Annotated in this window: 20 protein-coding genes; 8 read left to right on the top strand and 12 right to left on the bottom strand. The window is 44.1% G+C overall.

From position 1 onward, the window contains the following. The first annotated feature begins 11 nt into the window (after window positions 1-11). From QVC79_RS00335 to QVC79_RS00320, 4 genes are all read left to right on the top strand, one after another. Window positions 12-2,366 (top strand): efflux RND transporter permease subunit, encoded by a 2,355-nt coding sequence (locus tag QVC79_RS00335; RefSeq protein ID WP_124315549.1) that lies wholly within the window; start codon window positions 12-14, stop codon window positions 2,364-2,366. A gap of 232 nt (window positions 2,367-2,598) precedes the next feature. Then, complete coding sequence (locus tag QVC79_RS00330) at window positions 2,599-4,347, top strand: hypothetical protein (protein WP_270595647.1); 1,749 nt, start codon at window positions 2,599-2,601, stop codon at window positions 4,345-4,347. A 19-nt stretch (window positions 4,348-4,366) separates the two neighbouring features. Next, window positions 4,367-4,858: a hypothetical protein gene (locus tag QVC79_RS00325; protein ID WP_287642416.1), complete on the top strand. Its 492-nt coding sequence runs from the start codon at window positions 4,367-4,369 to the stop codon at window positions 4,856-4,858. A gap of 27 nt (window positions 4,859-4,885) precedes the next feature. Further along, a complete protein-coding gene (locus QVC79_RS00320) occupies window positions 4,886-5,377 on the top strand; it encodes a hypothetical protein (protein WP_270594744.1) in 492 nt (163 codons plus the stop codon). Between the two features lie 56 nt (window positions 5,378-5,433). Here QVC79_RS00320 and QVC79_RS00315 read toward each other — a convergent pair whose 3' ends face one another. Genes QVC79_RS00315 through QVC79_RS00290 form a run of 6 tightly spaced genes read right to left on the bottom strand, consistent with a single transcriptional unit; the run spans window position 5,434 to window position 11,437 of the window. Next, entirely contained in the window at window positions 5,434-6,765 is a 1,332-nt protein-coding gene (locus QVC79_RS00315; RefSeq protein ID WP_270594742.1) for a DUF58 domain-containing protein, read from the bottom strand. Then, window positions 6,765-7,742 carry an AAA family ATPase gene (locus QVC79_RS00310; protein ID WP_270594741.1) on the bottom strand — a complete coding sequence of 326 codons (978 nt, stop codon included), beginning with the start codon at window positions 7,740-7,742 and terminating at the stop codon, window positions 6,765-6,767. Before QVC79_RS00310 ends, QVC79_RS00315 begins: the two co-directional genes overlap by 1 nt. A gap of 7 nt (window positions 7,743-7,749) precedes the next feature. Beyond that, a complete protein-coding gene (locus QVC79_RS00305; RefSeq protein ID WP_270594739.1) occupies window positions 7,750-8,910 on the bottom strand; it encodes a DUF4350 domain-containing protein in 1,161 nt (386 codons plus the stop codon). Continuing rightward, a complete protein-coding gene (locus tag QVC79_RS00300; protein ID WP_270594738.1) occupies window positions 8,907-9,632 on the bottom strand; it encodes a DUF4129 domain-containing protein in 726 nt (241 codons plus the stop codon). Before QVC79_RS00300 ends, QVC79_RS00305 begins: the two co-directional genes overlap by 4 nt. Then, window positions 9,616-10,494 (bottom strand): hypothetical protein, encoded by an 879-nt coding sequence (locus QVC79_RS00295; RefSeq protein WP_270594736.1) that lies wholly within the window; start codon window positions 10,492-10,494, stop codon window positions 9,616-9,618. The genes QVC79_RS00300 and QVC79_RS00295 overlap by 17 nt, the downstream gene beginning before the upstream one ends. Next, entirely contained in the window at window positions 10,481-11,437 is a 957-nt protein-coding gene (locus QVC79_RS00290) for a stage II sporulation protein M (RefSeq protein ID WP_270594735.1), read from the bottom strand. The genes QVC79_RS00295 and QVC79_RS00290 overlap by 14 nt, the downstream gene beginning before the upstream one ends. Before the next feature lie 64 nt (window positions 11,438-11,501). Between QVC79_RS00290 and QVC79_RS00285 the strand changes: the two genes are divergently transcribed. Beyond that, window positions 11,502-12,230, top strand: coding sequence for an RDD family protein (locus QVC79_RS00285; RefSeq protein WP_229782936.1), 729 nt, complete (start codon window positions 11,502-11,504; stop codon window positions 12,228-12,230). A 16-nt stretch (window positions 12,231-12,246) separates the two neighbouring features. On the opposite strand, the gene deoC is transcribed toward QVC79_RS00285, so the two are convergent. Next, on the bottom strand, window positions 12,247-13,122 hold the full coding sequence (gene deoC / locus QVC79_RS00280; RefSeq protein WP_270594733.1) for a deoxyribose-phosphate aldolase: 876 nt from the start codon (window positions 13,120-13,122) through the stop codon (window positions 12,247-12,249). 232 nt (window positions 13,123-13,354) lie between these two features. On the opposite strand from deoC, the gene mutS reads away from it, so the two are divergent. Then, window positions 13,355-15,970, top strand: coding sequence for a DNA mismatch repair protein MutS (gene mutS / locus QVC79_RS00275; RefSeq protein ID WP_270594731.1), 2,616 nt, complete (start codon window positions 13,355-13,357; stop codon window positions 15,968-15,970). Window positions 15,971-16,273: 303 nt separating this feature from the next. Here the strand turns inward: mutS and QVC79_RS00270 are convergent, their stop codons facing one another. Then, the gene (locus QVC79_RS00270; RefSeq protein WP_270594730.1) at window positions 16,274-17,071 is read right to left on the bottom strand and encodes a peptidylprolyl isomerase; all 798 of its coding nucleotides are present in this window, start codon (window positions 17,069-17,071) and stop codon (window positions 16,274-16,276) included. A 115-nt stretch (window positions 17,072-17,186) separates the two neighbouring features. Here QVC79_RS00270 and QVC79_RS00265 point away from each other — a divergent pair, with 115 nt between their 5' ends. Beyond that, the gene (locus QVC79_RS00265; protein ID WP_124315559.1) at window positions 17,187-17,612 is read left to right on the top strand and encodes an SPOR domain-containing protein; all 426 of its coding nucleotides are present in this window, start codon (window positions 17,187-17,189) and stop codon (window positions 17,610-17,612) included. 11 nt (window positions 17,613-17,623) lie between these two features. Then, the gene (locus QVC79_RS00260) at window positions 17,624-18,124 is read left to right on the top strand and encodes an SPOR domain-containing protein (RefSeq protein ID WP_270594729.1); all 501 of its coding nucleotides are present in this window, start codon (window positions 17,624-17,626) and stop codon (window positions 18,122-18,124) included. Here QVC79_RS00260 and QVC79_RS00255 read toward each other — a convergent pair. The 4 genes from QVC79_RS00255 to hemW form a co-directional block, all read right to left on the bottom strand. After that, window positions 18,121-18,720, bottom strand: a complete 600-nt coding sequence (locus tag QVC79_RS00255; protein WP_124315561.1) for a PAP2 family protein — start codon at window positions 18,718-18,720, stop codon at window positions 18,121-18,123. The genes QVC79_RS00260 and QVC79_RS00255 overlap by 4 nt on opposite strands. Before the next feature lie 18 nt (window positions 18,721-18,738). Beyond that, window positions 18,739-20,229, bottom strand: coding sequence for an RNA polymerase factor sigma-54 (rpoN, locus tag QVC79_RS00250; RefSeq protein WP_124315562.1), 1,491 nt, complete (start codon window positions 20,227-20,229; stop codon window positions 18,739-18,741). Window positions 20,230-20,253: 24 nt separating this feature from the next. After that, window positions 20,254-21,699, bottom strand: a complete 1,446-nt coding sequence (asnS, locus tag QVC79_RS00245) for an asparagine--tRNA ligase (RefSeq protein WP_270594728.1) — start codon at window positions 21,697-21,699, stop codon at window positions 20,254-20,256. Window positions 21,700-21,760: 61 nt separating this feature from the next. Beyond that, entirely contained in the window at window positions 21,761-22,882 is a 1,122-nt protein-coding gene (hemW, locus tag QVC79_RS00240; RefSeq protein WP_270594727.1) for a radical SAM family heme chaperone HemW, read from the bottom strand. Window positions 22,883-22,912 lie beyond the last annotated feature (30 nt).

The raw sequence follows: 22,912 nt of genomic DNA, 5'->3' as shown, positions 1-22,912 counted from the left end.
AAAAAAATATCATGTGGATTAAGATTGCAGGGATTCTTCTTCGTAACCGGGTGGCCTTTATTATTGGGGTCTTGCTTATTACCGTTTTCATGGGATTTCAAATCCCTAAAGTGGAAATGTCATACGAATATTCGAACCTGTTACCAGCCACGGATAGCGCATACCTTGACTACCTCGATTTTCACGAGAAATTCGGGCAGGAAGGAAACGTGATGGTCTTTGCCATACAGGACAAAGACTTTTACCAGCTCGACAAAATGAATGACTGGATCAGCATGTGCGATAGCCTGAAAGCTCTTCATGGCATCGTGGCTCTCGTGGATATTACCCATTCATTCAATCTTCACAAGGACACGCTGAATAAAAAATTTGACATCCAACCCATCTTTCCCAATCATATCAAGGATCAACGGGAACTGGATAGCTTGGTGAACATCATTGAGAATCTTCCATTCTACGACGGAACGCTGTTCAACAAAAAGAAAGACATCTATGGAATGATGGTTTCCGTCTCAGCTGATGTGATGAACTCTCCTGCACGGGTAGGATTAGTAAAAGATATTTTAGAGATTACCGAACATTTCTCGGAAAAACATAACCTCCAGATGCACTATTCGGGACTTCCCTACATCCGGGTGGTCAACGCGGAAAACATCAAGGGAGAGATGTACATGTTCATCATCCTGTCATTATTGATCACGACATTCATCCTCTACCTGTTTTTCCGTTCCTTCCGCATCATCGGTTTTTGTTTGTTGATCGTGCTGATTTGTGTCAGTTGGACAGTCGGTGTTATGGCCATGCTAGGCATTAAAATCACGCTACTCACCGCCATGCTACCACCCCTGTTGATCGTGATATGTATTCCGAACTTGGTATTCATGATCAACAAATTTCACGCGGAATACGATCGTCACGGGAATAAAATCAAGGCCTTGCAACGCATGATTCAAAAGATCGGAAACGCCTCATTCCTAAGCAACTTGACCACGGCTGCCGGTTTTGCAACTTTCATCGTGACCTCTAGTCAAATCCTCGTGGAATTTGGAATAACCGCTTCCATCGGTATCACATTCGTGTACCTTGTGTGTTTGGTCATGATTCCTTGCGGATTCAGTTTCATGCCGGAGCCGGATAGCAAACAAATTAAACACTTGCACAATAAAACGGTGACCGGAACGCTGGAGCGTGTCATTCAACTTATCTTAAATCGTCGGAATGTCGTGTACGGAGTTGCCATTTCCGTCGTCATCCTTGGAATTATCGGACTTACCCTCATGAAATCCACAGGTTACATGGTAGATGACTTGAAAGAAACAGACCCGATTCGACAAGACCTGAGTTTCTTTGAAGAGAACTTTGATGGGTTAATGCCCCTAGAGGTAACCGTTGACTTCGGAAAACCCAAGCAAGTGCTGAACTTACCCAACCTCCAAAAACTGGATAAACTTTCTGAAGAATTATCAAAAGACGAAGATATTTCCAAACCTATTTCCCTTATCGAAGTCATTAAATTTGCCAATCAGGCGTTCTATAACGGGAAACCCTCTTATTACAAGCTCCCGACAAACATGACGAAAAATTTCATCTTGAAATATGCCTCCCAATCCACGGGAGAGATTGGCGGACAAGCAAACTCTTTCGTTGACTCCACCCTCCAACGGGTGCGCCTCAGTTTCCGAGTAAAAGACATCGGGACCAAGAAAATGCAGGAAAAGGAAGACAAGTTATACAATATCGTTGAACAATACTTTCCGAATGACCGCTACACGGTGAAAGTTACCGGTTCAAGTATTATTTTCTTTAAAGGGACTCAATATCTTGTATTTAATCTCTTTACCTCACTCGCATTAGCTATTGTTCTCATCGCTTTCTTTATGGCTTGGATGTTCAAGAGTAAGCGCATGGTACTAGTTGCCTTAATTCCCAATATCATACCACAGATCATCACGGCTGCCATCATGGGATACTTCGGTATCCCGATCAAAGCATCCACGATTCTGGTATTCAGCATCGCCTTCGGTATTTCCGTTGATGGAACGATCCATTATCTCGCTAAATACCGTCAAGAGTTACAGGGAACAAACTGGAGCATACGATCTTCTGCCGTACTGGCCCTACAAGAAACAGGACAAAGTATGATCTACAATGCTATCATCCTGTTCTTCGGATTCGGTATCTTTGCCCTTTCCGATTTCGGTGGTACGGTTGCATTGGGTATTTTGGTCTCCATCACGTTATTGGCAGCCATGCTATCTAACCTGATACTTCTACCGTCATTGTTACTAACGCTGGACAAGCACACGACAAACAAGACGTTCCAGAATCCCAAAATCCTTAGTGAAGAAGAAAATAAAAAAGACTGATATTATTTTTCAGCATACTATATAATTTTTTACCTGCTTTATTCAAACAAATAAAAATAGATCCTTACCGTAAAATTTCAATACAAATCTTGATTATTGAATGATCAACACGTATCTATTAAAAACATTTCTAAGTAAATTAAAATAAAATTTATTATTTATATTAACAATTTGAAAATACAAAAATACTTCTTATCTTTAGGAAGGTGTATTATTTCTTAAAATAGATACCATGAAAGCCATAAAGATTTTAAGAGTATTCGTGATTTTCCTAATACTTCATTCTTGTATTGAAAATAATGATGACATATCAGTAGACTCGGATAAAAACAATCTTACCCCAACAGGCAAAGCATTCATTGAATTTATCCACTCAAATCCAGAATGGGAAAAAACATGGAATGCAGCGCAAAAAACAGGAACTCCAGCACCAAACGAATCCATGGGTGTCTTTTCTCCAAAGTATGGAAATTTCATCGTTCTCCCCATCATCAATCAGAACGAAATCACACATGTAGCATTTTTTCCTGTAGACACCGCCGAATCACGTGCCGGGAATGCGTCCATGATTATCACAAAAGACCAAGAGCAACGTCCTGAATTCGTAAGGTCATTTTTTGCCACTCGCTGTCATTCCTTTTGGGAAAATAAGAAAATGGTAGTAAATCAAGAATTAAAAGCGTTTCGTAATAATCATATCGATTACTCGAAGGCAAATTCACGGGCATCATCCTCTTGTGGACCCACCGTTTTTCCTGCAGATGCATGGGTGACTTACCAATATATGCTCAATGGATCCATACTTGAATCTGCACAATATCGAAGATCAGAACTCTTAACAACTCTACATAAGGGACTTTGGCAAGCCACTATAAATCATCCAGATGTTACTTATAACTACCCGGGTAATAATGCTTCAATTGACGCTTTCGTCAAAAATAATGCAGATGCTATAGCCCGGGAAATTACTGCTATCCGATTTTATGATGATGTTATGGACGAGTTTTCTAAATTAGATTTTGTATATGAAGTAGAGGTTTTATACCTGTGGGAACCCCAAGCAGAGGGACTTTCTCCCGAGGAGTATCGAGGAGCACATGGACATTGGCCAACAGAGGAAAAAAAAGAAGAAAATTACTGCCCAAAATGCAACAAACCATTATCCCAATGTATATGCCCGGAGGTAGAACTACAAGTAACTATCGACAAACAAGAATACGAATTACTCGAACCGTACACGATTACCGTGCATATATCAGGAGAAAAACGTAATGAAGTAGACGCGATCGTTATTCAAATGACAAAAGTAAACGATGCTGATAATTGGAGATATTTTCAAGAAGGCATGGTTACCAGTGGACATTGCATTATTACAAGGACATCATTCAATCCCGGAGAGTGGTTAATTCGGGCAATTTGCCAACTACCCGGTCAAGTATATTATTACTCCACACCCATCTCTGTAACCGAATTATGGCCTAGTATTGATAATTTTAAAAACGAACCGGTTGTATTGAATAAATTGAAAGAATTGTGGGACAAAGGAGTAAGCTTTGCAAAAGAAAATCAAGCCACTCACGCTGTTAGGGAATATGGTGCATTCATATTATTAAATCCGGACGGGACGTACAGTTGCAAAGAAGTGGCTCCGGGAGCGGAAGTTTACCTAATCGAAGCAGGTGTGGCCGGCAGCATGACCATATATGAACGTGATTACGTGGACCTTTCCGACTGGAATAACCCCAATCGCTCCATTCCTCTCGCAGTAGGGCTGATGCACACGCATTATCCATTAACATGGGCTAAAGCGGGATTTCGTACAGACGTTGGCCCTTCTTCCACGGACAAATCTCCCAATCAGGAACTCCCCGGACTAGTATATGATTATACCAACAATATAAAATCCGGTGACCCAGAGAATGATCCGAACAATCCCTTGAAGGTGTGGGAATACGGTCCTCAAAGACGAACGACAAAATAACCCATTTAAATATACCACTATGAAGACAATATTACATGTCATTTTAATACTGATGATTTCCGACATCGCATCTTACGCACAAAAGGTAAGAAATTTAGATGAAATGAATGAAAAAAAGCGAAACGAGTACTTGATCAAAAAAACAAAAAAAGTTGTCATGCGGTTTGGACCGGGGTATTACCGAGACAAAAAAACACCCGTCATCAAAAGAGTGATTGTAGGTCAAAACGATTCCATTTCAGCGGCATGGATGTTACGGGAACACAAAGGAAGAGTATTTTATGCCGTTTATTTGCGCCATGACCCCGAATTTGAATACATGCATAGAGGATATGCCGCATGCGTTTTCTTTTGGGCAGACACGGGTGTCGCTTTCTCTGTTTCGTTCGGAAACGGTTTTGGTTTTGTAAATATTGACAAACCGAGAATGTATAACGATAAAACAAGGGTCATGCCATATAAATGGCAACCACCTAGTGATCAATTACCATATTTCCCAATAGTCGAATAAAACAAGCCCGAAACACAAGCCCCTATTATGAAGACGCCATTATATGTCATTTTAATACTGATGATTTCCAACATCGCATCTTACGCACAAAAGGTAAGAAATTTAGATGAAATGAATGAAAAAAAGCGAAACGAGTACTTGATCAAAAAAACAAAAAAAGTTGTCATGCGGTTTGGACCGGGGTATTACCGAGACAAAAAAACACCCGTCATCAAAAGAGTGATTGTAGGTCAAAACGATTCCATTTCAGCGGCATGGATGTTACGGGAACACAAAGGAAGAGTATTTTATGCCGTTTATTTGCGCCATGACCCCGAATTTGAATACATGCATAGAGGATATGCCGCATGCGTTTTCTTTTGGGCAGACACGGGTGTCGCTTTCTCTGTTTCGTTCGGAAACGGTTTTGGTTTTGTAAATATTGACAAACCGAGAATGTATAACGATAAAACAAGGGTCATGCCATATAAATGGCAACCACCTAGTGATCAATTACCATATTTCCCAATAGTCGAATAAAACAAGCCCGAAACACAAGCATAACGAAAAGAAGTTACTCAAAAGAGCGAATGTTTTTAAATCAACTTTCGCTCTTTCAAGTTTAAATAACTATTGATACTATTCACCGTCAGAGATTCCGGCTTGGAAAGAATCACCCGGATTCCCAATTGACTTAATTCCCGAACCATCTGTCGTTTCTCCGTGGCAAATCCCGCCGCAATGGTTTCGAAATATGCATCCTTTAGATTGTGTACGGGACGCTCCAAAGCCTTGTTTAATTCGGAGTTCTCGAATAAAATGACCAACACGAGATGCCGTGCCGCCAAGCGCTGTAATGCAGGCAAATGACGTCGTAATCCAGATACAGTATCAAAATTGGTAAACAAAATCAGTAAACTCCGGGTCGGGATTTGTCGATTCACCGACACGTATAATTTCTCGAAATCAGTCTCTTGATAATGTGTTTCCAAACGATACAAAGCCTCACTTATCCGATTTAACTGGCCCACCCGGCTATCGGCCTTCACGCAATTCCGAGAATTATTCGAGAACGTGATCAACCCGGCCCGATCCCCTTTTTTCAATATAATATTCGACAAAGTTAAGACCGTATTTATCGCATGATCCAGCATCGTCATATTATTAAAAGGCGATTGCATCGTGCGTCCCTTATCCACCAGACAATAAATCTGTTGAGACCGCTCTTCTGTGTAGGTATTCACCATCAAATGATTATATTTCGCCGTGGCCTTCCAGTTTACAGTGCGGGGATCATCGCCCGTCACGTAAGGCTTAATCTGTTCGAAGGCCATGTTTCCCCCGAGAGCCCGAGTACGGATGCCTCCATTCTCCGGATGGTAATTCCCGTAAGCCATCAACTCGTAACGGTGCATCATCATAAACGAGGGATAAACAGCCACATCCTGATCCGCACGAAAAGAATAACGCCTTTCGACCAACCCAAAACGCACGGACACGAATACCAGAATCTTCCCGAAATTATAAGAACCTCGTTTTGTAGGACGTAACGTGTAATGGATCTCCCGCTGTTCTCCGGCATTCACCTTCAACCGGAACAAGACATTCCGGTTCTGGAATTCCACCGGGATCTCGTCAATCACGCGAAGACAAGTACTCACCGGATAACGATTTCTTAGTACTAGGCAAACCGGATTTTCTTCCCCGTTAGACAATTTATCCGCCACCACCCGTAAGGCATCAATCCCATCCACTCGCTTGTACAATTCGAATAACTCCACGAATAACAGCAACAGTACAGTCAGCAAAGTCCCCGCAACCCAGATAAAAAGTAACGGGAAAACGTAAGCCATCACGAAAGCGAATATTCCCAACATCAATATCAGGAAAAAACGGCGGGATAAATATGTATCTTTAAGTATTCGCACTATCTTGGAACTTCTATTTTAGACACTATCTGTTGCACTACCTGATCAACAGTCACGCCTTCCAACTCCTTCTCGGAAGAAAGCTGCACCCGGTGTCGCAATACCGGATTTACCAAATACAAAACATCGTCCGGAACGACAAAATCCCGTCCTTGAATAGCCGCGAAAGCCTTAGCCCCGTTCATTAAAGCGATCGACGCACGGGGAGACGCACCCAAGTAAAGCCAACCGCTTTTACGAGTAGCATCCACGATATTCACGATAAAAGATTTTATTTTCGGGTCCACACGTACTTGAGCAACCTGCGCCCTCAACTTCTTCAACGCCTCCACGCTCAACACGGGTTCCAGCTCCTGCCAGCGAGCGATAGCCCCGTGATCATGCAACTCAAGCACCTCGATCTCTTCCGCCACGGAAGGATAAGTCACGTTAATCTTAAATAGGAAACGGTCCAGCTGAGCCTCGGGCAAACGATAAGTACCTTCATGTTCTATCGGGTTCTGCGTCCCCACCACCACGAAAGGATAATCCATCCGGTATTCCACCCCGTCATTCGTGATTTGCCTTTCCTCCATCACTTCAAACAAAGCCGCCTGTGTCTTTGCCGGAGCCCGGTTGATCTCGTCCACCAACACGATATTCGAGAAAATAGGTCCTTTCCGATATTCAAAACGTCCAGCTGCCGGAAGAAAAACAGAGGTCCCCAAAATATCACTCGGCATCAAGTCCGGCGTAAACTGAATCCGGTTAAAAGTAACATCCAGCATCCGGGCCATAACCTTTGCCATCAACGTCTTGGCAATCCCCGGAACACCCTCGATCAAGATATGTCCATCAGCCAGCATCGCCGTCAGCAACAAATCGGCCACTTCCTTTTGACCGATAATCACCTTACCCATCCGTTCCCGTATCCGGGTGATCTTCTCGTTTAAATCCGTGAAATCTATTCTGGACTCAAAATTTATCTGATCTTCCATAATCTATTTAGCTTTTAGTTTTAAACAGTTCTATATATCTCACCAGCTCACGTAACTGGTCTTCATCCACATGCTCGGTCTTCCGAATCCGGATAATCAGAAAAATCAAGCCTTCCACGCTAGCCCGTGCAACTCCCGATCGCTCCGACAACAAATCTATAAAAGAACTATCCAGTTCCTCCGTGCGCAATTTATAATTATAACGTACCTCTTCCAGAAAACTATTGATCCGTTTATTCGCGATAGCAACATGATCCCGCTGTTTGTAATACAGAGAACTCACAACCGACACGAATTCCAATGTCCGGTTTTCCAAAGGACGAATTTCTGGAATCGGACGCTGTTCCCGTTTTGTCCGGAACAAAACGTATAGTATCGCCCCCAATATCAACAAAATATACGCCCACTTCAATGCGGGATACCTGAATATCACCCGGAAAAGAGTTTGTTGCCCCTCTGCCCCGGATTTTAGGTATTCATCCCACACCACGTTCGCATCCGGGGGAAGAAACGAGAGAGCCTTCTGGTAATAATCCCCATTCACCGAATCCAACAAGAAGAAATTCGTGAATGCCATCGGGTTCGAATGCAGATAGATAACCCCCTCCCCGTAATTCATCCGGATAAAATTGGGATTCTTGATCGTGTCAACATATCCTAAAACCTCCCCGTCAAAAGATTCCTTCAATTCAAAATAACGGTGAGTTGCCCTGAAAGGATAACCTTTATCTTCAAAGCCTCGCAAATAATCCTTCCCGTTCTGAATCCTTTTCATTCCTGAAACACCCACGTAAGAATACAATGTATCGGGAATAAATTCTGCCGACACGAAAAGCGCACCTCCGCCTTCCACCTCTTCCAACACGGCCTCCAGATCTCCCGGAACAATTTTGAAAAAGGGACTCACGAAAAAATAGGTCTTCAAGAAAGGCGTTCTACCCACACGCAATTGTTCCCGTACAGACATCCGGGCAAAAGACACCTCCCCTTCCGGAAATAGATAAGGCAAAGCATCTTTAATAATATACGTCCCGTAAGGACTCTTTTTGCTGATAGAAAAATTAGGACTCCAATCTATCGGTTGCGGTTTATTGGCCTCATATCCCGTGTAAACAGCCATAATGGCGATCACGAAAAGAATAATCAATACATTTTGGCGCCGTTTCATCCTTCCACCTCCTTCCTGAACTCCGTGAAATATCGTTTGATATTCCGATAAACGGTTTCATCCACGGGAAACTCGCCATAACAAACACAATCAAATATACGGCTTATCTCCTCAAAATGACGACTCCACATTTCATTCTTTATCTCGTAAATATAATGCTGATTCGTTTTAGAAACATCCCAACGAATCACCTCTTTTTTATCCAACATTTGCAACAAGGCAGAATAACTCACCCGTATTGCCAGCACGTAATCATTCTCCTGCTCCGCTTTCGCCAGTAACCGCACGAAAGAATCCGCTTCCTGTTCCCCGGTGTACTCCACGGAATCCTCCGGGAAAAAATCGGTCTCCCGCCTGCGGAAAAGAAATTTATCCCTATTCCTCACGAGCAGGTAAACGATACCCAAGGCAAAAAGACCTAATACAATTTTTAAAATAATATCCATCGTCTGCATTGACCCCTCCGAAACCTTGATCCGAAACAAACGCTCCAGAATCCAACGTTTTATCCAGTCCCAAATACTAGGCGAATCTTCAATATTCGTCGTATAATCAAAAGCCGCATCTTTCCTGTATTTCTCCAAGAAATCAGCTTTCGGACCCCGCAAAACATAAGAAGAATCCGGAAAGAGCGAAGACTCCCGCTCCCCTTCTTCCGCCCATGTCACGTTCCCGACACAAACAAACACGAATAGAATAATATATTTAATTAGCCTCTTCATCCGCCTTTTTCTCGGGTTGAACCCCCAACTGGTCAATCTGGCTTAATAAAGTCGTGTGTTCCATCTCTTCCGAACGGGAAAAGAAAAGCATCCCGACCCCGACAAACAAAACCGTGTATAACGTGTATTGTCCCAAGTAAGAGAGTAGCAGCGAGAAAGTAATCTCGTAAATATTGGGAATCGCCCCCGTGAAAGCCGACGACATCATCACGAACATATAAGGAATACCAAACAGATAAGCTACAACACCTACCAATAGGTACATCACGAGAATAAACCCGAAAGTCTTCCACCAATTTCCCTTCACCATAGCCATTGATTCCGAGATAATTTTTCCGAGTCCGTTATCCCTTAATATCAGCAAATATGATCCGAAAGTAAACGAAATTCCGATATATATTCCGGGAACAAACAAGAACAAGAAACCGATAAAAACAACCAAACCACAGAAAACAGACCACACAAGATACACCCCGAATTTCCTCAACATAACTCTAAAAACCTCGATAATCGTGATCCGTTCCTCAATCCCCGCTTGATAATGATCCCAGTAAACCCGCAAATAAGAAATAGCAAACAATTGCACCCACAGCATCATCAGCACCCCAAACAGTGACGTGAACAAGGTTCGCAACATCGTATCTCCAAAATTATTCACGTCGTAATAAGCCTCCGGGTGCAGCGACATATCAAAAACCCCCATCAACAGATCCTTCATGAAAAAAAGCATCAGCAAAATCATGGGAAACCCGATCACGGCAAAAGCCCGGATAAAAGGAACAAACTCCTGTTTCATGAAATTAATCGTCACGGTAATCAAATCCGAAAAAGAACGCTGCACGCTCAAATTAATCTTTTCCATTAGTCTCTGTTTTATGTAAATAATAAGGATAAACAACAAAATACCCGATAACGCCTCCCAGCGAAAGGATGATTGCCACGGCCCCTACCACCGGGTAAGTATCGGCATAACGCGTGATGAAACTTTCAATCCACCCCGCGATAATAAAAAACGGAATCAGCCCGGTAACAATCTTTATGCCCCGCAAGGCCCCATTCCGAAACGAGTACGAGCGCTTGTACGTCCCCGGAAACAAGAAACTATTTCCCATCACCAGCCCCGCTCCCCCAGCTATAATAATAGACGTTATCTCGAAAGTCCCATGCGCCCACACGGACATCACCGAATGCAACAAAAGCCCGTGCTGGAAAAAGAAGTATTGGAAAGCCCCCAGCATAACCCCGTTCGAGAAAAGAATCCATAACGTTCCCGCAGAAAAAAAGATACCGAAAACAAACGCCACGAAAGCCACTTTAATATTGTTCGCGGTAATCATAAAAAACATATCCACCTCGTTCGAGGACGAATAAATCCCCATAGGTGTCCCGTTTTCAATGTTTTCCAAGGTCTTGTCCACGTAAGCATCACCCAGAATCAAGCGCACGAAAGTATCGTCTTTCGCCGTGGAGAAGACCCCGATCAATGCCGCAAACAGAAGAAAAAGAAAAGCAAACAACAACGTCCGCCTCTCTCGATAGAGCAACAGCGGAAACTCCCGCACCCAAAAGGAAAGAATCCCCTTTCTCTCCGATCTCTCCTGCCCGTAAATATTGATCTGGTAAACAGAAATCAACTGATTCAAATACTTCACCACATCACTGCCCGGGTAAAACGTTTTAGCATAGGAGAGATCATCGGAAAGAATCACGTAATTAGAGGCAAGAGTATCTGTATCCAGATGGCTTACATTTTCCATTTTTCCCCATTTCTCCTTGTTCTGACTTACAAATCTAGCCTCTTTCATTCTAAATACCACACTTTTTTCCTGTGATAAAAATAATGCATTTATTCAAAAAAAATGTATGTTTGTGGAAATATTTATACTTATCATGAACATTTCTATCAGTACAGCTCACAACGTTGACATTGATTATATTCCTGCGGGCGTTCTAGACCGCATCTTGGCAACCTTGATTGATGGCGCCTTTCAGTTCGGACTACTCATGTTGGGTCTCATGTTTATCGGCCTTTTCAGCATGGTAGCCTCCCCGACTTGGTTTTTCGTCATTCTTGCGGTGATCATCGCTTCCTATCATCTATTCTGCGAGGCCGTCTTTAATGGCCGTAGCCTTGGCAAATACACCATGCGTATCCAAGTCGTGAAACTAAACGGCAAAAAACTCACCTTCTGGGATTGTATGCTCCGCTGGGTCTTCCGTTTGATAGATATTTCCATCTCAAGCGGTGCCGTCGCCGTCATCTCGATCATCGCCTCCAAACGAATGCAAAGACTCGGCGACATGGCGGCAGGAACCACGGTAATAAAACTCGAAAAAGCAGTCACGTTAAAACAAATCAGTGAATTCGAGGCCCCGGAAGAATATCAAGTCGTCTTTCAGCAAGCCGCTCTTTTGTCCGACAAAGACATCAAGATCATCAAGGATGTGCTACGGGAAGTACACAAAAACAACAATTACGCCCTACTGGCCCCTCTCACGAAAAAGATTAAAGAAGTAACAGGAATTGAGACATCCATGATTCCGTTGGAATTCGTGGAAACCATCTTAAAAGATCACTCACACTTGGCAAATAATTAGCTGAAAGCTTTCACTTTCAGCCATTAATTTTTACCGTTTTCATCTCTTTCAGAACATCTTCCAGTAATTGGGAAGTTCCTATTCTGAAATAAGCAGGCGTAAGCCATTGCTCGCCTAAAATATGTTTCACGATTGTCAAGTAACGAATCGCATTCTGAATCTTGGTAATACCACCGGCCACCTTAATCCCGACCATCTTCCCGGTCTGTGCATGGAACTGACGCAAGGCCTCACAAATCACGTAAACCGTCTCCGGTGTAGCATTTACCGGAACCTTCCCGGTAGATGTCTTAATAAAATCAGCTCCCGCGTAAGCCCCGATCAATGAAGCATTGAACACGCTCTCGATCGTCTTCAGCTCGCCCGTTTCCAAGATCACCTTCAAAATAACCCCAGCACAAGCCTCGCGAATAGCAACCAACTCTTTATACACCTTCTCGTAATTACGCTCCAAGACATCACCCACGGAAATCACGACATCCACCTCATCCGCACCCGCTACGATAGCAGCCTTGCATTCAGCCAACTTCACGTCCAAAAACGTCTGTGCAGCCGGGAAACAAGCTCCCACGACCGTCGTTTTAATCGGTGTCCCAACCAGATTCTCCTTCACAAGAGAAGTAAACCGGGGAAACACACATACTGATGCCACATCCGGCAACGTGTTTTTTTTCAATTTCTTCAATAATTCAGAAACGAAAGTCACGATTGATTTCTCCGTATCCGTCACCTTCAACGAAGTATAATCCATACATGAAACACACAATTCAAAATTCTCATTGCAATAAGCCGGAGCAATTTCCTTCTCAATCACCCCATCCAGCTCAAATTCGATCCGATCCTCTAAATTTGAATACCCGTAAATTGCCAATGCATCCAATATATTTTCCATATACATTATTTTATTAATCGGCTATCCCCATACCCGTCTCCATATTCAATACGGAAAAAATACACGACAGGTTATTCTTCTACACTCATTAAATTTCGTCATTCCCCCTTTTAGCCTAGGCAAAATTACACAATGTTTGCGAAGTTTTAAAACAAATCTCGATCAAAATATTTACTTTTGGGAGGCGAAAACACGTAATTAAAATTTAATAACAGATAATAAATACAACATAATGGCAACAAAGTCAGAAGAACAGACTCCGCTTATGCAACAATATTATTCGGCAAAAGCTAAATACCCCGATGCAATTTTATTATATCGAATGGGAGACTTTTACGAAACCTTCGGCGAAGATGCCATCTTAACTTCCAAAATATTAGGGATCACGCTTACCAAGCGCTCCCATGGCTCTCCCGGGGACGTGGAACTTGCCGGCTTCCCCCATCATGCCATCGACACGTATCTGCCCAAACTGGTGCGAGCCGGACAACGAGTTGCCATCTGTGAACAACTGGAAGACCCGAAGAAGACTAAGAAACTGGTAAAAAGAGGGGTTATCGAACTTGTTACCCCCGGTGTTTCCTATAACGAAAACACCATCGACAACAAAAACAATGTCTTTCTGGCTGCCGTGTATTTCACGAAAACCAAAGCCGGATTATCCCTGTTGGACCTATCCACGGGAGAATTCCTGACGACAGAAGGAAGTCCCGCCACCATGGATAAGATATTAAATAGTTTTCAACCCAAGGAAGTTCTATACCCTAAAGGTTCAGAGGCCCGGTTTAACGAACTCTTCGGGACAAAATACTACACTTACCCGATCGAAGAATGGTTCTTTGAAACAGAGTCCGCGGCAGATCGCCTTAAAAAGCATTTCGAAGTATCGTCATTAAAAGGATTCGGAATTGAAAAAATGGACTGCGGCATTTCCGCCGCGGGAGCCGTTTTGTACTACCTCGACATGACAAAACACGAGCTTGTAGGACACATCACCTCGATCTCCCGTATCGATGAATCAACCTGTGTCCTACTGGATCGCTTCACTCTACGTAACCTTGAAATCTTGGATACCCTTCACGAAGGAGGACGTTCCTTGGCAGACATCATCGATCGCACCATCACCCCGATGGGCGCACGCGCTTTGCGTCGTTGGCTATGTATGCCCCTGAAGAAACCGGCAGACATAAACGAACGCTTGGACATCGTGGAATGTTTCGTGCATCACGAAACGGAACGTTTGGAACTGGAACAAATTCTCCGCACCATTGGAGACCTAGAACGCCTTGCCTCCAAGATCGCCGTCGGCCGCATCTCCCCGAGAGAAATGATTCAACTAAAAATTGCGTTACAAGCCATCAAACCGTTGAAAGAACAATGCTTATCTACCGGTAACGAAGTCCTTACCAAATGGACGCAACAACTGGATGATTGCGAAACATTAAGCCAAAGAATAGACCACGAGATCAGGGAAGATGCCCCCTCGATGCTTAACAAAGGGAATGTCATCGCCCCCGGAGTTAACACAGAACTGGATGAATTACGGGAAATCTCTTCTCACGGGAAAGAACTTCTACTAAAGATGCAACAACGTGAAATAGAGAATACAGGAATACCTACATTGAAGATCAGCTTTAATAATGTTTTCGGCTATTACATCGAAGTGACCAAAACTCACGTGAGCAAGGTTCCCGACACTTGGATTCGCAAACAAACCCTTGTCAACGCGGAACGTTACATCACCCCAGAACTAAAAGAATACGAGGAAAAGATTCTCGGTGCCGAAGACCGGATTCAAGAATTGGAAAGCGATATATACAATACCTTGCTGGCAGCAGCAGCCTCCTATATCAAACCGATACAGCTGGATGCCCGCGTCATCTCCTACATCGACACGTTAATCTCGTTTGCCAACATAGCAATCACGAATAATTACCATCGACCGGAGATCAACGAATCCTTCGTGATCGACATAAAAGGGGGACGTCACCCGGTTATTGAACGCCAATTACCTCCGGGAGAAAACTACATCGACAATGACCTCTACCTCGATAACGACAAGCAACAAATCATCATTATCACGGGACCCAACATGGCAGGTAAATCAGCACTTTTACGCCAAACCGCACTCATCGTGATCATGGCACAGGCCGGATGTTTTGTTCCCGCCATATCGGCAAAGATTGGGTATGTTGACAAGGTCTTCACCCGTGTCGGGGCATCCGACAACATCTCTTTGGGGGAATCCACCTTCATGGTCGAGATGAACGAGGCTGCCAACATCCTGAACAACATCTCCGATCGCAGCCTTGTACTATTCGACGAACTTGGACGAGGCACCTCCACATATGACGGTATTTCCATCGCTTGGGCCATCGTCGAGTTTTTACACGAAAATCCGAAAAGCAGGGCAAAAACCCTTTTCGCTACCCACTACCACGAACTGAACGAAATGGAACGCTCTTACACGAAAATCAAGAACTTCAACGTATCGGTAAAAGAGGTGAACAACAAGGTCGTGTTCCTCCGGAAACTGGTAAAAGGAGGTTCCAACCACTCGTTTGGTATACAGGTCGGTAAAATGGCAGGCTTGCCACAATCCGTCATCAAACGTTCGTCCGAGATACTGAAACAACTCGAAAACGACCGTAATTCAAGCGGTGCGATACAAAAGAACGTCGCTAAAATAGGAAACGAAAGAGAAGGCATTCAACTCAGTTTCTTCCAACTGGAAGACCCCGTGTTATTACAGATCCGAGACGAGATTGCCGGGCTGGACATCAACAGCCTTACCCCCCTTGAAGCCTTGAACAAACTGAATGAGATAAAAAAGATAACGGGAATATAACCTATAAAAAAATTCCTTTTATTTAACTACCTCCCCTAACCCCTCCTTACACAGGAGGGGAAACCACTTGGTAATCAACTGGGGTTGCTCCAAAAGTCATTTTTCGAACTCCCTCCCGGCTTCGCCGTACTCCCTCTATAAACAGAGGGAGAGTTGAAATACTCCCTTTCTTCGGGAAGAATCACCAGCTCCTCCTCTGTTTATAGAGGAGGTGGCACGAAGTGACGGAGGAGTTTTTGGAAATAAAATGACTTTTGGGACAGTCCCTTGGAGGGGGTATCCTAAGCAAATTCAAATAATTATTTATCTTCTAATTTTTTCAATCACAACATCTTTCACCGGCCTATCGAAAGAATTTGTTTTAACCGCAGCAATCTTATCCAGCACGTCCAACCCTTCAATCACCTCCCCGAACACCGTGTACTGCCCGTCCAAATGGGGCGTCCCGCCAACCGTGGTATAAGCCTGTTTTTGCGCCTCCGTCAGCACGAACTCTTCATTCACGAACAAACTATCACACTCCCGGGTCAATTTCTCCGACAACTCATCCAAAGCCTCCGGATCATTCGCCTCCTGCAAACGAGTAAATTCATCCTTGTACTGATTCTTCAATCGCCCATATAACGCCATCTTACGCCTTTCATTGATGCTCTTCACGGTAGCCTCCAACTGTTCCGGAGAATACACCTTCCCCTGAACGATATAGAACTGCGCCCCGCTAGACTTACGCTCCGGATTAGTATCATCCCCCTCCCGCGCGGCGGCAATCACTCCTTTCTTGTGGAAATACTCCGGCACGAACTCCGCATCTATCCGGTAATCCACGTCTCCCTCACCCAACATCACGTCCGGCCCTGCGTTCTTCGACGTCGGGTCACCACCCTGTATCATAAAATGATTAATCACCCGGTGAAACAACAAACCGTCATAAAACTTTTCATCCACCAACTTCAAAAAATTATCCCGATGCTTGGGTGTTTTGTCATACAAACGAATCTTTATATCCCCGAACTCCGTGGTAATTTTCACGATAGATTCCGTTTCATTCTTACACGAAGCGGCAAGAACCAAAATCAACAATACTCCGATAAATTTATTCATAATAACTCTTTTACTGGTTACAATTCGACACTTTCACCACAAAAATAGAAGAAAATACTTTACTAACAATAAATTTGTTTGTATCTTGGCATGATTAACCAAAACGTTGTCAAACATGAAAACGATTCTACTATTTACACTTGTCATCCTAGCGGTTGCAATCTCCGGATGTCAGGACAAAAAGAAGGTAAGAAACACGAATACGCAAAAAGAAGCGGTTAAAGTAGAGACCAAGGCTGTTCTTATAAAAGACACCATCCAAGTAACGGAAACAAAAACGGTAACCGAGACCACCGTGGTAAAAGAAGCCCCGGAATATCTCCTTGTCGGCGGTTGTTTCCGCATCAAAGACAATGCCGACCGCATGTACGAGAAGTTGCACAAAGAAGGCTATGCAAACGCCATGATCATGCCTTATAGCAGAGATCTTTACCTCGTGGCTTACGAAGGGTACAAGACCGAGAAAGAGGCTATCGCTGCCGTGAGAAAAATTCACAAAATCCCCGGTAAAGAAGAGACTTGGATCTATCAAATAAAATAAACACAAGCAACATGAAACTCGTATTGTTCCTGTCATTCGTCCTGATGTTGCCGTTCGCTGGCTGTCAACGGGATAAAATGAATTCCAAGAACCTGACCACTGTCAACGTGAAAAGAAGCCTTCCGGCCTCTCTTTCGGGAAACACCGTCTCCCTTGACACCATCAGGCAAAACCCCTCGCAAGATAACAATAACACAACGATTGCATCAAACGTGAAGATTTCCCCATCCCGGCAGGAAACAGGAAAGCAACAAGGAACGGAACAAAACATCAAGAAAACAAATACAAGAAGTTATCATATCATCGTGGCCAGCCATCCCCGGGAAAATCTAGCAGAAAAAGACGTGACACAACTAAAAGCCAAAGGTTTCCAAAACGCACAGATCATTACCAAAGACCAGCGTTATCGTGTCAGTATTGCGAATTACACGGATAAACAGGAAGCCACGAAACAGAGGGATCTACTCGCCACCCAACTGGGACAAAGCGATATATGGATCATGCTTTATTAATACATGATAGCCACCACGGCCGCGGCGCCATAAATATACCCGACATACACTTGGGCAGGGGTATGCTGTTTTAAATACAAGCGGGCAGAGGCCACAAGGCCAGAAACCAGAATCAGCAAAGGCAACAAGTTAATCACGTCACCCAAGTACTTCATTCCCAAAATAAAAACAAAGCCACACAAAGCCCCAATAGCCGTCATATGCATACTGATTTTCCAGCGAATCGTCACGATCATAAAGCCGGAGAGCATGATTACCATAATCAGGTAAAACTGTCTCACGATATTTGAATAAGGCAAATTACGGGAAAAATAAAACACGATAAAAGCCCCCACGATCGTCACCAGCACCGGGAACACCCGATCTTGCTTCTGCACCAGACGATACCCCTCAATCAACCCCAACCACTTCAACAACGGCAAGCAAAGCAATGGTATTAACGTCACCCCTAGCAGGGTCAACAAATAAGACATATTCTGCGTGTATGCCGGAATATAAGTAAAAACGGTTCCCGTATTAAATGTGATAAACAACACGTACAAAGGCAACAACAAAGGATGAAACAGCATGGATACTGCAAAAGCAAGTACTTTCATATTTTAAAATTATGGCTTTTAAACTTCCCTACGAAGTCGGGCCACCGGAATATCCAGCAACTGACGATACTTTGCAATCGTCCGGCGGGCAATCTGGTAACCTTTTTTATTCATTAATTCCACCAACTCATCATCCGTGTAAGGTTTGCGTTTATCCTCGCCGTCCACGATCTCCTTCAACACATTCTTCAACTCACCCGTGCTAACTTCCTCTCCACTACTTGTCGGCATACTTCCCGAAAAGAATTGTTTTAAAGAGTAAATACCGAACCAAGTCTGTATATACTTAGAATTAGAAACCCTCGAAATAGTAGAAACATCCAATCCCGTAATATCAGCAATATCCCGGAGAATCATCGGTTTCAACTTGCTCTCGTCCCCCGTCTGGAAAAATGGTTTCTGGAACTGCACGATAGCCGTCATCGTCAGCATCAGCGTGTTATTCCGCTGTTGCACGGCATCAATAAACGAACGGGCAGAACTCAACTTATATTTTACGAAAGACACCACATCCTTCTTCTCACGGGAATTCGAATTCTTCTGGTAATCCTCCAACATATTGACGTACGATTTGTTCAACCTCAACTCGGGAATATCCCCCGTGTTCAAGCTCAACTGCAACTCCCCATCTACAATATCCAAGTTAAAGTCAGGAATAATCTTCTCGGCTCCCGGAACCGAAGAATCGGAAATTTGTCCGCCCGGCTTGGGATTCAATTTCAGAATTTCGTCCACCGCCTCTTTCAACTCCTCCTCTGAAATCCTCATCCGCTTGGAAATCTTCTCGTAATGTTTCTTCGAGAACTCCTCGAAATAACACTCCAATATGATCCGGGCATTTATCAAAGCCGGCGTGGAAGTCTCCGCCAAGCGTCGTTTCACCTGCAGCAACAGGCATTCCCTCAAATCTCTCGCTCCCACTCCTGCCGGATCGAAACGCTGCACGACACGCAACAAGGATTCAATCTTCTCATCGTCCACCTCGATCCCCGCCCCAAAAGCGAGATCATCCACGATATTCTCCACGTCCCGACGCAGATAACCATCATCATCTATATTACCAATGATATACTCGCAGATCTTACGATCCATCTCTCCCAAGTGCTGCGTCCCCAACTGTTCCACCAGATTCTCCCGGAAAGAAATCCCCCCGGAAAGCACGAACTCCCGTGCATCATCATCCTTCGAGGCATTCGATGCTGTCAACTTATAGTCCGGAATATCATCCTCATCACTGATATAATCATCTAAAGAAAACTCATCCTCCGAAGACTCGTAATTATCTTCCTCCTGTGAATTTTCATCATAATCCACCTCATCCCCGTCCTCCTTGATATCAACTTCCGGCTCCGGCCTCTCCTCTCCCTCTTCCAAAAGCGGGTTTGACTCCAGTTCCTCCTTAATCCTCTGTTCAAGTTGATAGGTAGGAAGCTCAAGCAGCTTGATCAGCTGTATCTGCAACGGATTGATTTTTAACCCTAATTTCTGTTGTAAATTTTGCTTGAGCATCCTTCTATTTATTTCAAATTATTCTTAAAACTCCGCATTTTTCGGTGTCCGCGGGAACGGGATCACGTCACGGATATTCCCCATTCCGGTCACGAACAACAACAAACGTTCAAACCCAAGTCCGAATCCGCTATGCTCCGCGGAACCGAACCTTCTCGTGTCCAGATACCAAGACATCGAGGAAACCGGAATCCCAACTTCTTGCATACGAGTCACCAGCTTGTTGTAGTCTTCCTCGCGCTGTGATCCCCCGATAATCTCTCCGATTTGCGGGAAAAGCACGTCCATCGCGGCAACCGTCTTTCCGTCCGGGTTCTGTTTCATGTAGAAAGCCTTGATTTCCTTCGGGTAACCCGTCAAAATCACCGGTTTCTTGAAATGTTTCTCTACCAAGTAACGCTCGTGTTCACTCTGTAAATCCACACCCCAACCTGTCACCGGATACTGGAACTTACCGTTCTTATTTTGCTTGCTGTTTTTCAATATATCAATAGCCTCCGTGTAAGTAACCCGTTCGAATTCATGGTTCAACACGAATTGTAACTTCTCGATCAACTCCATGGAACGTTCCTCGGCTTTCTTATCCTTCTCCTCTTCCTGCAAGCGCTTGCTCAAGAACAACAAATCGTCCATGCAATGCTCCAAAGCATAACGGATCAGGTATTTCAAAAAGTCCTCCGCCAAATCCATGTTATCTTCCAAATCATTGAAAGCAACTTCCGGCTCGATCATCCAAAACTCCGACAAATGGCGCGTGGTATTTGAATTCTCCGCCCGGAAAGTAGGCCCGAACGTGTAAATCTTACCCAGCGACATGGCACCCAGCTCACCTTCCAACTGACCACTCACCGTCAAGTTGGTTGATTTTCCGAAAAAGTCCTGTCTGAAATCAACACTTCCGTCCTCCAACAAGGGTGGATTCTTCGGATCAAGCGTCGTCACCCGGAACATCTCTCCTGCCCCCTCGCAATCCGAGGCCGTGATCAACGGGGTATGCAAATAATAGAAACCATGATCGTTAAAATATTGATGAATGGCAAAAGCCATCGCGTGACGAATACGGAAAACAGCCCCGAAAATATTCGTGCGGAATCTCAAATGAGCCACCTCACGCAAAAATTCCAAGCTATGCTTCTTCGGTTGAATCGGGAACTTTTCCGGATCAGCCTCTCCCATCACGATCACCTCGTTCGCTTGAATCTCGTGAGCCTGTCCGCTCCCGGCACTCTCCACGAGCAAACCTTTCACGTGAATAGCCGCCCCGGTCGTTACTTTCTTCATCACCTCCTCGGCCACCTTCTCCATATCAACCACCACCTGTATATTATTAATCGTAGAGCCGTCATTCAACGCGATAAAATTCACCTGTTTATTACCGCGTTTGGTTCTTACCCAACCTTTAACCTCAACCTCTTTACCGCAATCTCCTGATTGCAACAGTTCTTTGACTGACATTCTACTCGTTTTCATCTGAAAAACATTTAAATATTAAACTTACAACCGCAAAAATAGTATTTTTTCATGTAAAAAACTAGACCACGAATAAATCACTCAAAATCGCGTCTGAAATTACCCACCCGGTCTCACTGATTTTCCACCTTCCACCTTCCTCCACCAAATCCCCGGAACGCTCGTATTTCCGGACTTGTTCCTGCACCTGTTCCCAAAACATGGCGTAATCTCCCTCCAATTTTTGTTTCTCCATGCCCCACATTGTCCGCAAGCTCGTCATCACGTATTCATTATACAAATCAACAGGTTTTAATTCCTCTTTCTCAAATGAAAGCGCTCCTTCATTTAAATGATCTATATAAGTTTTCAAATTCGCCGTGTTCCATTGTCTGGAATGCAGGTCATAAGAATGAGCCGAAGGGCCGAAACCGATATATGGCTTTTGTTGCCAGTAAGATGTATTGTGTCGGGAGTACTTCCCGTTCCGGGCAAAATTGGAAATTTCATAATGTTCAAAGTCCAACTCTTTCAACCGTTCACACACCCTCTGATAACGCCCGGCCATCACCTCTTCATCCTCCAACCGGAACTCACCTCGTTTCACCATGTGTTCAAATACCGTATTTGAATCAATACTTAACATATACACGGATAAATGAACTATTGGTAAATAACTTGCCTTCTCCACATCTTCCAACAACTCCTCCTCCGTCTGCCCCGGCAAACCAATAATCAGATCCATGCTTATATTATCAAATCCCATGCCAGCAGCAAGTGCGATTCCATCCATCGCCTGACGGGCCGAATGCGTCCGATTGATTCGTTTCAATTGTTCATCCGAAAAAGATTGCACCCCGATACTTAACCGGTTAAACCCCAAATCCTTTATTCCCTGCAATTTTTCCGGCACCAGATCTTCGGGATTCAACTCGATGGTTCGCTCCATCCCGGTAGCAAACAAATAATTTTCCTCCAACTTCCGAATAATTCGTTCCAGACCCCCGTGTTCCAAGTAAGAAGGCGTGCCTCCCCCGAAATACAAGGTCTTCATTTCCTGCCGCGGCAAATACCCCCTCCTTAAAACGATTTCCCGTTCGACAGCCTCCAGATATGCCTCCTTCAAGGTCAACGAAGCTACCGAATAAAACCCGCAATAAAAACATTTGCTCCGGCAAAAAGGTACATGCACGTATATTCCCATGATCAAATTTTAATAGATACCCTGCAAAAT

Source organism: Butyricimonas sp. (genome assembly GCF_019423355.1).
Taxonomy (GTDB): domain Bacteria; phylum Bacteroidota; class Bacteroidia; order Bacteroidales; family Marinifilaceae; genus Butyricimonas; species Butyricimonas faecihominis.
The sequence above is the reverse complement of the archived record's forward strand: the minus strand, read 5'-3'. Positions and strand labels throughout refer to the sequence as shown.